The 12,137-nt window shown below is 38.9% G+C and carries 13 protein-coding genes and 1 pseudogene; 10 read left to right on the top strand and 4 right to left on the bottom strand.

Annotated elements, in window-relative coordinates; genetic code table 11:
- Positions 1-173 precede the first annotated feature (173 nt).
- Positions 174-2,207 (top strand): AAA family ATPase, encoded by a 2,034-nt coding sequence (locus tag VB711_RS01650; protein WP_323283936.1) that lies wholly within the window; start codon positions 174-176, stop codon positions 2,205-2,207.
- Between the two features lie 155 nt (positions 2,208-2,362).
- On the opposite strand, the gene VB711_RS01645 is transcribed toward VB711_RS01650, so the two are convergent.
- Entirely contained in the window at positions 2,363-2,500 is a 138-nt protein-coding gene (locus VB711_RS01645; RefSeq protein ID WP_323283935.1) for a hypothetical protein, read from the bottom strand.
- A gap of 157 nt (positions 2,501-2,657) precedes the next feature.
- Between VB711_RS01645 and VB711_RS01640 the strand changes: the two genes are divergently transcribed.
- The 8 genes and pseudogenes from VB711_RS01640 to VB711_RS01605 all read left to right on the top strand — a co-directional run bounded on the left by VB711_RS01640 (position 2,658) and on the right by VB711_RS01605 (position 7,318).
- On the top strand, positions 2,658-2,999 hold the full coding sequence (locus VB711_RS01640) for a DUF433 domain-containing protein (protein ID WP_323283934.1): 342 nt from the start codon (positions 2,658-2,660) through the stop codon (positions 2,997-2,999).
- A gap of 153 nt (positions 3,000-3,152) precedes the next feature.
- Positions 3,153-3,545 (top strand): annotated as a pseudogene (locus VB711_RS01635) (ACP S-malonyltransferase).
- A 42-nt stretch (positions 3,546-3,587) separates the two neighbouring features.
- Positions 3,588-3,923, top strand: a complete 336-nt coding sequence (locus VB711_RS01630; RefSeq protein WP_323283933.1) for a DUF6717 family protein — start codon at positions 3,588-3,590, stop codon at positions 3,921-3,923.
- A gap of 323 nt (positions 3,924-4,246) precedes the next feature.
- Complete coding sequence (locus VB711_RS01625) at positions 4,247-4,498, top strand: hypothetical protein (RefSeq protein WP_323283932.1); 252 nt, start codon at positions 4,247-4,249, stop codon at positions 4,496-4,498.
- The gene (locus VB711_RS01620) at positions 4,464-4,832 is read left to right on the top strand and encodes a type II toxin-antitoxin system PemK/MazF family toxin (RefSeq protein WP_323283931.1); all 369 of its coding nucleotides are present in this window, start codon (positions 4,464-4,466) and stop codon (positions 4,830-4,832) included. The genes VB711_RS01625 and VB711_RS01620 overlap by 35 nt, the downstream gene beginning before the upstream one ends.
- Before the next feature lie 342 nt (positions 4,833-5,174).
- On the top strand, positions 5,175-5,699 hold the full coding sequence (locus tag VB711_RS01615) for a Panacea domain-containing protein (protein ID WP_323283930.1): 525 nt from the start codon (positions 5,175-5,177) through the stop codon (positions 5,697-5,699).
- On the top strand, positions 5,671-6,051 hold the full coding sequence (locus VB711_RS01610; protein ID WP_323283929.1) for a hypothetical protein: 381 nt from the start codon (positions 5,671-5,673) through the stop codon (positions 6,049-6,051). The genes VB711_RS01615 and VB711_RS01610 overlap by 29 nt, the downstream gene beginning before the upstream one ends.
- A gap of 481 nt (positions 6,052-6,532) precedes the next feature.
- Positions 6,533-7,318 (top strand): hypothetical protein, encoded by a 786-nt coding sequence (locus VB711_RS01605; protein WP_323283928.1) that lies wholly within the window; start codon positions 6,533-6,535, stop codon positions 7,316-7,318.
- A 42-nt stretch (positions 7,319-7,360) separates the two neighbouring features.
- On the opposite strand, the gene VB711_RS01600 is transcribed toward VB711_RS01605, so the two are convergent.
- From VB711_RS01600 to VB711_RS01590, 3 genes are all read right to left on the bottom strand, one after another.
- Positions 7,361-8,644, bottom strand: coding sequence for a recombinase family protein (locus tag VB711_RS01600; RefSeq protein WP_323283927.1), 1,284 nt, complete (start codon positions 8,642-8,644; stop codon positions 7,361-7,363).
- Positions 8,645-8,683: 39 nt separating this feature from the next.
- Positions 8,684-9,052 (bottom strand): VOC family protein, encoded by a 369-nt coding sequence (locus tag VB711_RS01595; RefSeq protein ID WP_323284084.1) that lies wholly within the window; start codon positions 9,050-9,052, stop codon positions 8,684-8,686.
- Positions 9,053-9,414: 362 nt separating this feature from the next.
- Positions 9,415-9,996 carry a hypothetical protein gene (locus tag VB711_RS01590; RefSeq protein WP_323283926.1) on the bottom strand — a complete coding sequence of 194 codons (582 nt, stop codon included), beginning with the start codon at positions 9,994-9,996 and terminating at the stop codon, positions 9,415-9,417.
- Between the two features lie 244 nt (positions 9,997-10,240).
- On the opposite strand from VB711_RS01590, the gene VB711_RS01585 reads away from it, so the two are divergent.
- The coding region (locus VB711_RS01585) for a S8 family peptidase (protein ID WP_323283925.1) at positions 10,241-12,137 on the top strand (1,897 nt) is incomplete at its 3' end.

Genomic DNA, 12,137 nt, shown 5'->3' with positions numbered 1-12,137 from the left:
TATTTTACCATTTTTAATATCAGCCATATCTACAGTAAGCTAGGCTAACTCTATTCGTCATTAACATCTGTCAAGTGTTTAACGCACCGCTATAATGAGTTTATTTAATTGAACTTGGCAAATTACGTGAAATCGCTAATAATAGAATTAACTGAGTAAATAAATGACACAAGATGTATATCAAGAAGCTGCGAGTATACAATTATAAGTCTTATTTCGACTCTGGGGTAATGGAATTTACTCCTGGTATCAATATTATTGTTGGAAAAAATAATGCAGGTAAAACATCTTTACTTGAAGTGCTGACTCTGAATTTTGAATATCAGCCGCATAGAATTTTGGATTTTGAAAAATATCCTGATCGAATAAAGAGATTACCAAATAAGAGTTCTAGGATAGAAGACGAATCAAGAATAGAAATTACTTTGCATATAGAAAAAGAGGAGTTGTGGAATTTCATTAAGGAGATTTATTCTAATACTCATATTGCTATTCCTCAACTATACTATGATGATAAGGAATATTATTGTGCAACTTCGCCAGGAGAACCATTAACGGAAGTAGAATTTTTTAATGACAAAACAAAGGAAGCATTTAAAAAATTTCAAGATTTTCTAAAAAACTCAGATCCTTGTAAATTAAATTTAACTCTAAATAGCTCTAAACAATTAGAGAAAGAAAGTCTTATTAAATTACTTAATTTTGATTCTTATGAAACAACTTTTTATTCCGACAGAGTAAGATTTTACAAACTTAATTATGATGATAATGGAAAATTGAAACTTGAATATAATGAATATGACGATGAAGACACATATTGTAGATTAGGAGGACAATTTTCTAATTATAAAGGAACAGTTGAGGATAGCATAGGCAAGAAATTATTTGACATTTTTGTAAGCCGTAGTTATAGATTTAAAGCTGAACGTCTAAATATTGGTATTTGCAAATTTGAAAATAATAATCAACTAAAATCAGATGCTTCTAATCTTGCCGAAGTATTATCTATATTGCCAGGTAAAAAACCAGGGACTTTCTCGGAGTTTAATAAAAAAGTTTCAAGCATTTTAGATGAAATAAAGTATATTTCTGTAGTACCAAGAGATAATTCAGAGGTTGAAATTAAGGTTTGGATGACCGAAGAACTTAATAGAGATGATTTATCCTTTCCTCTTTCTTCATGTGGAAGTGGAGTTGGTCAAGTTTTAGCAATTGTATATATCCTAGTTTCTTCTGAAGAACCTAGAACATTAATTATTGATGAACCACAATCATTCTTACATCCAGGTGCAGCGAAAAAGCTGATTGAGACTATTAAACAATTTCCTCAACATCAATATTTTATTGCTACTCATTCACCAGATATTATCACAACGGCAGATCCTACTAATATTATCAAGCTGAAATATGAAAATTGTGAAACAACTGCATCAGCTGTTATGGATGAAGAAAAGATAAAGCTACAAAAGGAAATTTTAACAGAATTAGGGGTTAGATTATCTGATGTTTTTGGTGCTGATAGTATTATTTGGGTGGAAGGAGAAACTGAGCAAGATTGCTATCCACTGATACTTGAAAAAATACTTAAAATACCTTTAATGGGGATTAAAATCTTACCTGTTGGTAGTCCTGATGCTCTCTTGGATGGAAAACTATCTGAGCGTGTTGCTGATATTTATAAAAGATTAACTGTAGGAGCAGGTTTGTTTCCTCCCGCTATTGCATTCATATTCGATAGAGAAAATAAGGATGATGATAAAATTAAAAAGTTAAAAGATAAGAACGAACATTTTCATTTTTTACAAAGACGTATGTATGAAAACTATATTCTGAATCCAGAAGCAATAGCAGAAATAATTAATGAAGAAGGTGGGTTAGAAATACCTATCACCATCAATCAAATCAAGGAATATCTCAATCTTGAAAATATTAAAAGTATTGAACAAAAAAACATTGATAATAGAGAAAAAGAAAAATTATTTCCAGGTATTAACATGAAAACAATTTCAGACGATAACTGGTTATTAAAAGTTCACGGAGCAAATCTTCTTGAAAAATTGTTTCAAAACTTTTGTGGAACTGGATTAGAGTTTAAAAAAACCACACACTCATACAAAATTACAGAATGGATAATTAAACATCAGCCAGAGTTTTTATCTGAACTAGCAAAAGAGTTAAAAGAATGCTTGAATAAAAATAAGTCTTAATTTTTAAGCTGATTACAACAGATGGCTCGTAAAAATATCATGAAACATACATTAAATTATGAGCGAGACTTAACGCACATTAATTCATGAGCTTAAATTTAATCAATTTTGGTGCGTTACGCTTCGCTAACACACCCTACTGTCTCAATCAGGATTTAAGGATTTTCAGTTCTCACCTCTGTAGCGCCTGGAACAGGTTTACCAACATTTACCATCTCATTGTAGACGGCTACTGGAATAATGATGCGGTTGTACAGTCTTTGCAGCAAATCTAGCTGTCCAATAGCTGCCAAATTTGTAATGGGCGATGTATCACTAAGTTTGACACCTTATTAAATCCACGATCCTAAGCTACATTTTTAGCGATTTTTTGCTGTGTGCTGCTTGGTTAATATTTAAATGGGGTGTAATTGGTTGGCTATAATAGCAGTATATATTAAGTTAAGAATTATGAGCATACAACTTGAATTTAAAGTATCTGCTCCACCATTTCGGTGGGATGAGGCTGGAGGAATTCGTATAGGTCAAAGTCGCGTTACCCTCGATAGTGTTCTAGCAGCTTATCATCATGGAGCGACTCCAGAAGAAATTGCTATTCAGTTCTCGGTTTTGAATTTAGAAGATGTGTATAGCACGATCGCCTATTATTTAAACCATCGCCAGGAAATCGATCGCTATTTAGAGCAACGCAGCCATCAATCTCAGCAACTAAGGCAGCAACTTTCTCAAAAGCACAATATATCTGATTTGAGGCAACGCTTACTTGCCCGTTCTCAAACAAAGGGGAGATAGATCCCTGTGCGCTTTTTAGCCGACGAAAATTTTAACGGGGCTATATTGCGTGGTCTAGTGAGACGATTGCCCCAATTAGATATAGTTCGTGTTCAAGATGTAGGGTTGATGAACACTGACGACCCCCAAATCTAAACGAGCAGCAATAAGCCAGTGATTTTTCTAATCGATCATAATATTGAAGGGCAATCGCTCATGCTTTTTGGAAGTCTTACTTCTGAAGGATGGCTAGAAACATTACCAATTCGTTTTATGTCATTCGATGAAGTTGAACTACCAATTACCAGCAGCGACAGAGTAGTTTAGCGATTTGCTCAAGAGAATCAAATGATTTTGCTAACAGCTAACCGTAGCATGAAGGGTGAAGATTCTTTAGAACAAGTAATTCGAGAAGAATGTTTACCAAATTCCTTGCCTGTAGTTACTATCGCAAATATTGATCGGATTGTTGAACGAGAATATCGAGAAGAATGTGTTGATCGCTTGATTGAGATTGCTCTTTACCTTGAAAATTATCTAGGCGTTAGTCGTCTGTTTATCCCCTAGCATTTGTAATTATTGAGTTGAGATAGTGATATGAATTCAATCATGGTTATACATCCATACAAATACGACGAGATGTGGGTGTTTGATGACGATAAGGTTGGTTTGCTACGAGAGCCTTTCGTTGCAGGAGCAGATCGTATAATTGACCGAATGGTTGTCAAGATTCCAAACGCAGAAGCAGGATTCAGCTTATTATTTTCTGCTCAACCTTTTCCAGGATATCAAGCTAAATTTGATTGGCGACGCGAAGAATATGGAGGAAACTGGTATTACAATGCGGAGTTTGATCTAGAAGGGTGGCTATGCCCTGCTTTATTTAAGTATTTTGATCAAGTTCCACAAGAGTTGTATGCTCAATGCAAAGCAATTACCGCATAACAATCCCGTTGCACATCGACAGTATCAAGCGATCGCTGTTCTTGTAGGTTGCGTTAATGAAATAAACTATAAGCGATCGCTACGGTAAGCTACGCTAATGCTATATAACCAATCATCAGAGTGGACAATATTGTGATATTTTAGTTTTGTAATGGGAGCGATCGCTACGGTAAGCTACCCTAAAGTTCTAATTTCCACATTTTTAGTGATTTGTTGCCGTGTCAATCCTGCTTGGCTCATATTTGAATGGGGTTTACAGCAAATTGTGATGGGGTAACCTCAAAAGTTATAATCTTGTTAGGATTAAGTCTTCAGGAGGAAATATGCTGGTAAGTGTTGAAGGGGTTTACCGCAACGGTCGTATAGAACTCACAGAAAGTCCTAATAACGTACCTGAAGGGGCTTGTGTAATTGTTACCTTTGTTAGCTTGAATGATATTAACTTGGCATCTCAAGGAATTGATAGAGAGCAAGCTAAGACTCTACGCACAAGTCTAGCTACCTTTTCAGACGATTGGAACAGCCCTGAAATGAGTGTTTATGACAACTATGATGCAGCCAAAGCCAACGGTTAGTAGAGGTGATGTTGCTCTGGTTCTCTTTCCAAATTCCAATCTGATTTCTGCAAAGACACGACCTGCATTGATCGTGCAAGCAGATGACTTACAGACAGGACTGCCCCAAATTATTGTGGCGATGATTACCAGCCAAATGTTTCGGACAGGGCATCCCAGTCGTATCACTATTTTGCTGAATTCCCTTGAGGGGCAACAGTCAGGCTTGTTGACAGACTCAGTTGTGATGACTGATAATCTGGCAACGATCGCAATATCAGCGGTTCATCGTGTGATTGGCTCATTGCCGACAGCAGAAATTGATCAAGCATTGAAACACACTCTGGGCTTGTAGCGATCGCTATATAACCAATCCTCAGAGTGGACAATATTGTGATATTTTGGTTTTGGAATGGGGGCGATGCCTGCGGCGAGCGAAGCTATCGCTACGGTAAGCTACACTAAAGCTCTAATTTCCACATTTTTAGCGATTTGTTATGGTGTGCTGCAAAATTAACAGATATGTCTCACATTTACTAATCTATGCCACAGGAAAGTTAGGTTGATTTGAGGATGGATATAGATTGTGTCATAATATAAGACTTGGGATATTTTAGGAGGCAAAGCAATGTTTAACTGCTTGCAGGTTGCTAAGTTCTTCATACTCAGAGCCTACGAGGATGGGCGAGAAGAGCAAATGACTAATATGAAGGTGCAAAAACTTCTTTACTACGCACAAAGTTTGCATCTTGCACTTTTTGATGAGCCTTTATTCGAGGATGAAATTCAAGCGTGGCGATATGGACCTGTTTGCCCCCCAGCTTACCGCTTTTATTCACAATTTGAAGCTGAACAACTCCCAATACCAGATAAAGATTCTTTTTCACAGATTGCTGATGATCGAAAGGATGTGCTTGAAGAGGTTTGGGATTATTTTGGGCAACACCATGCTTACTATTTAAGTGGGATGACTCATGTAGAGTTTCCTTGGAAGAAAGCACGGAAAGGACTTCCATCCCAAGCCCGATCTACAGAATCTATCCTTTTAGAAGATATGAAATTACTTGGCTATGATAAGCTGGAACAGATTGAGCAAGATAATCCTGCTTACAAGACTTCAATTTCATATCTACTCGAGCAATCTTTTAAACAGCCTGCTAAAGATCCCCAATATGTTCAAGAGGAAGAGATAAATGACTGGCTTACCTCCCTTCTCTCTTGAAAAGACAGATAGCTTTGAAAGAACTTTTAAGAAGTTGGCTAAAAGCAAAGCATACGACAACGATTTTCCCAACACAATTGCCGCAATCCTGAAAGACTTGTTGCATGAGGTTTATCCTAGAAATTCTAGAGATGAACCATTACCTGGAGGAATAAGTATTCCAAATGAATGGACTCTTCACAAACTTGAAATAAAAGTAGGGCAAGGTGCTTCTGGACAAGTTCGACTTATTTATCTGGTCAATGAAGGTAAACTTATTATTAGACCATTATGGATTTATAGTCATGAGCAGTTTCAAAAGCGTCCTCCTGATAAAGAGCTTAGGAGCGTAATTATGAATGTAATAGAGTAGTGCGATATCGTAGAGAAGCGATCGCTACGGTAAGCTACCCTAACGCTATATAACCAATCCTCAGAGCGGACAATATTGTGATATTTTGGTTCTGGAATGGGGGCGATCGCTACGGTAAGCTACGCTAAAGCTCTAATTTCCACATTTTTAGCGATTTTTTGCCGTGTGTTGCTTGGCTGATATTTGAATGTGGTGTAATTGGTTGGGTTGCTTTATTTTTCGGTTATACGGAAAAATTCTGTATGACACACCAATAGGGATATTATCTAGAAAAATTCTGCATAACTTGACAAGGATCGCCTGTAATGATTACCATATAGTTGTATGCAAAAATATTATACGGAAATTTTCCTTATAATAACTTGTAAACTAGATTTGCTATAACTTAATTTCGCACGATGGTGTAAGGGAAAACATCCCGCCTCGGCGGAGTATTAGCGGGGGTTCGATTCCCCCGCCGTGAATTTCTCAAACCTTCACAATGACATCAGAAAGTTCAGTCCAACGGAATCCATCACAGATATACAGATATCACGTTGAGAATCTTCGAGAACTTGAGGTAGCTCTCAGAAATATCTCTCGGTTAGCTAGAGAAACGATTGCGCGTAAAGATCCAGAAAGTAGCCTGAGAAGCCTGCTCCGAATTTATACGCTTCTGATTGGAGCATGGGCTGAGTGTCGTTTACAGAAGTTGCTTCACGAAGAGTTTGGATTTACTTCTGCTGAACGAGAACAAGTAAAATCAAAGAAAACACAGTTAAAATGGTGGAAAGAGACAGTTGATCTAGCCTTTCGTAAACACTATGGAATTGCAGCAGCATCACTTAATGAGCAGTCTTTAGGTAGCCAAAACAATGACCGATACACAGATATAAAAGATACCCTAGTCAATGACCTGATAATAGTTATAGAGATTCGTAATAGACTTGCTCATGGTCAATGGATTAATCCACTTAATTCAGAAGGAACAGGATTAAACGCAGATAAACAAACGCTCCTTAACAATGAGAATCTTATGTCTCTCCAGCTCAAGCTTTCCCTAATAAGCCATTTGGCTGACATGGTTCATGATCTAGTGGTAAGCCCCGCAACATTTGAAAGAGACTTTGATCACCACTATGGACTTCTCCGTCAGGTACGGGTAAATCTAAGAAAAAAAGATTACAACAAGTATAGGAATCAGTTAGAGCGCCGCGCTAATGCTCGGAGAATTAGCAATCAACAGACTATGGATAATAGCGATAACCAGCTAAGTTCTGATCGCTGATCTTGTAGGGTGCTTTAATAAAATGAGTGGGAGTTTTATGGTTTAGAAAATAAAGATAATTTCTAAATTCCATTCTTGATGATGGCGAATAATATTAATTTGACGAATAAATTCTCTTAGATAAAAACGTCGTTCTACTTCTGATAAATCTAACCAAAATTGGGGAATAGATACGGCTTGAGCAACAGAACGCAAATTAACGGGTGGGAGAATTGCTAACTTGGCTTCCAGTTGGGAAATTTCTGTACGGATTTTGTAAGCCCTTAACTTTGCTGTTTCTGAATCTAAAACCCCTGTTTCTATTAAAGGGGGTAACTGTTGGAGAATTTCTTGCTGACGAGCGATCGCTCTCCCTATATTATCTTTAATACTATCAAGTTGGGGAAAATTTACCCCAGCCACCGCCACAGGTAAATCTCGACAAACGGTTTCTATCGTCCTTTCTAAAACTGTTTGGTAAGCTATAGCCCGACATTTAGGAGTTTGGGGACAGTCAAGGGCGCGTAAATATAAATACTCTTTATCTTGATGGCGTTGGGTAACGCGGGTAACAATCATTTGGGATTGACACTGGCTACAAACCACCAACCCAGCTAGAGAACGGGGGGCGCTGGCGGTACGGGATGGTAATCGACTGTTTCGCCGTAGTAATCGGTCAATTTGGGCGGCTTCTTCCCTAGAAATAATCCCTACATGAGTATTAGAGATAATATCGCCTGTTTGATAAGCTGTATCACCCCGATAAACTGGATTCGTCAACCAACGCTTTCCAGTGGTGACAGAGATTTTTTTACCATATTTTTTAGCCAAATGACGGACTGAACCTCGCAAAGATCCATAGAGGATAAAGTGTTCAAAAAACTCCTTAACTACAGGTGAGGTACTGCGGTCAATGGTATATTTATCTTTACTTTTGCGGTAGCCATAGGGTGCTTTTCCCGGTGGAGGTGCAGAATCAAGACGATTTTGGGCGTGTCCTTGACGGATACGGCGACTGCGTTGTTGATATTGGATTTGTTGTAGGAGTGTGAGAAGTTTAACTGCGTCTGAAGTGTAGGGTTGTTCTGTAGAGATAACAATTATACCCATTTCTTCAAATTCACGGAGGCGATCGCTCACTTGTTCTACATTATCCCCTAATTCCTCTAATCGGCGAATTAATAAATAGTTGGCTGGTTCGGTTTTACAGTCGGTGAATAATTTTTGTAATTGCGATCGCTCTTTTCCTAAATCTTGGTAGACTTTATCTATTTCCCAACCCCAGCTATTCTCTTCTGGTGCAGTTTCTAAGAGGGGATTACTGTATATATAGGCGATGATTTTCATCTTTTTTTTTCACGCAGAGACGCAGAGGCGCAGAGAGAATTAATTATTTGCAATCTGCTGTAATTCGATCACGTTTCCGTCAGGATCTTTGGTGAAAATTGCAGGACGACCGGAGGCACTGGGTTGAATTGGATAATTGTGACTCAGTAATTTGGCTTTGGCTGCTTCTAGGTTAGCAACACTGAAAGCGATATGTGGGTTACGTCCCCATTTTTCGGCTTGATTTTCCGTTGGGACAACAGCAGCAACAATCAGGTGCAGTTGAGAATCACCAATTTGATACCATACACCGGGGTATTTAAGGGTGCGTTCTATTTTATTTAATCCTAATACTTGTCCATAGAAGTTTTCAGAGCGTTCTAGATTTGTAATCAAAATGGCTGTATGGAGACTTTGGATAATCTGCATGGTTTTTTTAAGATCACGATAAACACATTCAGTAGAGGGACGCAAACCATACCAACTAGCATCAGCTTGATTAGGTGGCAAATCAGTGAGAATGAGCCAAGAATCCTTATAACCCAGATCCCAACGAGCAAGTAGTGTACAAGCCAGTGGATTAGTTTTAAAACAGACTACTTGACCTGATCAAGATTGTCCTGGTTGGGGGACTATATCTGCCAATGGTTTCCATTGATTGTGTCCTGGTTTTTCTCACTTCTTTTTGCCAACTCTTCTTGATTGTAAAATACCTACACCTGTCAGGGCAGGGGAGGCAGGAGGGGAGGAATAATTAATTTATCACCAATTACCAATTACCAATTACCAATCTACTTAGCGCCAGTTCGGGGATACTGTATATCAACAAAACCTAATTCGACTAATTGTTGATAAGCTTTTTTACCTAATTCTCTGGTTGGGTTTTGACTTTTAATAATTTGTATTAACAATGGGATTGCTAAATCTGGCTGATTGAGAGAACGATGTACCAATGCTAACCGATAGGTAGATTCATCTCGTAGTTGGGCTGTGTCTAGGGCTTTTTTGCGTTGAGAATCTGATACTCGGTTGTCAATTCCCGAAAAGCTGGAGTTGAGATCCTGATACAAATTGGATAGCTGATTAAACAACTGACGTGCTTCTAGGAGTTTTTTGGCAGCTACATCGTATTTTTGGGCAGAAACGGCATCATCTGATTCTTTGAGCAGACGTTGGCCTCCTTCTATACTCAAAAGACTGTTACTTTGTCCTGTGGGACTGAGGGTGTTTGATTCTTTTGGCTGACTGGCTGGTATCTCGCCATTCTGACTGGGCAACTGTGGTACTTGAGCATTCACGGGTAATAATAGTCCAAAGATAACGACCAGTGATGGGGAGGTGAAGCGAATTAAGAACATAACAGCAGAGTGCATAAAAAATATCCGGTAAGTGAGAAATGAACGTGTCTTGAGATTTTAGAGAAAAAGAACGGAAACAAGATCAGTTTAACGAGGCTAATTATTAGAACAGGTTTGTAGAAAATGTATTGAAACTTAGGATATCTTAACTCTGTTTGTGTAAGAGATAAAGCAACGTTATGGAATAAGTTTCTTTGATTTAGACTGGAAATCGGTTTGAAAGAGTTCCTTTTTTTGCTGTTGATTAACTATTTTTTTTATGAGCGATAACAATGATGGACTGCCCCAATATGTCGATGCCTCTGATGCTCTAATCACTAACCAGGGATTAATTCTACAACGTGGTGGTGAGGAGTTGATGTTAGAGAAGGCTGTAGATCGCTTTACTATGCGTCTAGATGGTTTTGGGTCAGCTAATGAGGTTAGTGGTGCTGTGTGGCGGCGTAGTATTCCCCAAGCACAATTAGAACTGTTTACTGTGGAATCTGGGGATTTAGAAGGGGTGATGTTGAAGGCACGGGCTGATAAAAATGTGGTTTTCGTCAGTCATGTTTACAAACTGCGAGATCATCCCGGTACTTTTGTCTATTTGAGTGATCAAATTACGATTCAATTTGCTACATGGGTGGATGAGAGTAAAATTAGGTCTATGGCTCTCTCCTTTAGCTTAATCGAAGATCAGCCTGTTTTGGGTCTACCTAATACTTTTGTGTTTCTGGTAAGTAAACAAGCTACGGAAAATCCCATTAAAATCACTAATCGTTTACAAGCACTATCTGAGGTTTTAGCGGCTGAACCAAATATCCTGATTCAACAGGAATCACATTACAAACCCAGTGATGCTCTTTATCCCCAACAATGGTATCTCAATCATCAGGGTGGTAGTCAATTGGCGGCGGGTTCTCATATTGCGGTAGAACAGGCTTGGGACGTGACTCGTGGTGTGCGTTCTGTGGTGGTGGCGGTGGTGGATGATTCTTTTGATTTGAATCACCCAGATTTTCAAGGTCAGGGTAAGATTGTTGCGCCGAGAGATTTGAAGGAAAATGATTTTTTACCTTTACCTGGGGAAAAGGAAACAAGTCATGGTACTGCTTGCGCGGGGCTGGCTGTAGCGGAGGAAAATGGTACGGGAATTGTGGGGGTTGCTCCTGGTTGTGCGTTAATGCCGATTCGCACGACTGGTTTTTTGGATGATCAATCTGTTGAGAATATATTTAATTGGGCTGTTGCTCAAGGTGCGAGTGTAATTTCTTGTAGCTGGGGAGCTTCTGCTGTTTATTTTCCTTTATCTTTGCGGCAAAAGGCGGCTATTACTAGGGCTGCAACTCTGGGACGCAATGGTAAGGGTTGTGTAATTTTATTTGCTGCGGGCAATGCCAATCGTCCGGTTGCAGGTACCGTAAATGAACGAAATTGGCCAAAGGAGATTTTAAAGGGTGAGACGGCTTGGTTGAGTGGTTTTGCTGTTCATCCTGATGTGATGGCTGTGGCTGCGTCTACGAGCTTGAATAAGAAGGCGGCCTATAGTAATTGGGGTGCGAATATTGCTGTTTGCGCTCCTAGTAATAATGCTCCTCCGGGGATGTGGTTTCAGGAGTTGGGTTTTGTTCACACTCAACCAGCGATCGCTCTTTCTTTGTACGGTATGAGTATATTTACGACAGACCAGTTGGGGGTTGCTGGTTACGACCCTGGTAATTTTACTAATAATTTCGGTGGTACTTCTAGTGCTACTCCTATTGTGGCTGGGGTTGCGGCTTTGGTTTTATCGGTTAATCCTAATTTAACGGCTCAACAGGTGAAGCGGATTCTTCAGGAAACGGCTGATAAAATTGTTGATCTTGATCCTGACCCCCAATTAGGTTTACGAGAGGGTAGTTATGATAGTAATGGTCATTGTCAGTGGTTTGGTTATGGGAAGGTGAACGCAGCTAAGGCGGTACGAGCAGCCCAACAAGTAGCAGTGGTGACATCTACCAACCGGAAAATCCAGCTTAAAAATAATACACCCATAGTTATTCCTGATGATCATCAACAAGGAGTTAAAAGTAATATCTCTTTAACTGCGCCTATTGAAGTTGTGACTGTGCAAGATATTCAAGTCAGTCTTCATATTTCCCATGATTTTTTAGGCGATTTAGAAGTTTATTTAA

This window comes from Cronbergia sp. UHCC 0137 (genome assembly GCF_034932285.1).
Taxonomy (GTDB): Bacteria; Cyanobacteriota; Cyanobacteriia; order Cyanobacteriales; family Nostocaceae; genus Cronbergia.
This window is presented reverse-complemented; position numbering and strand designations above follow the sequence as displayed.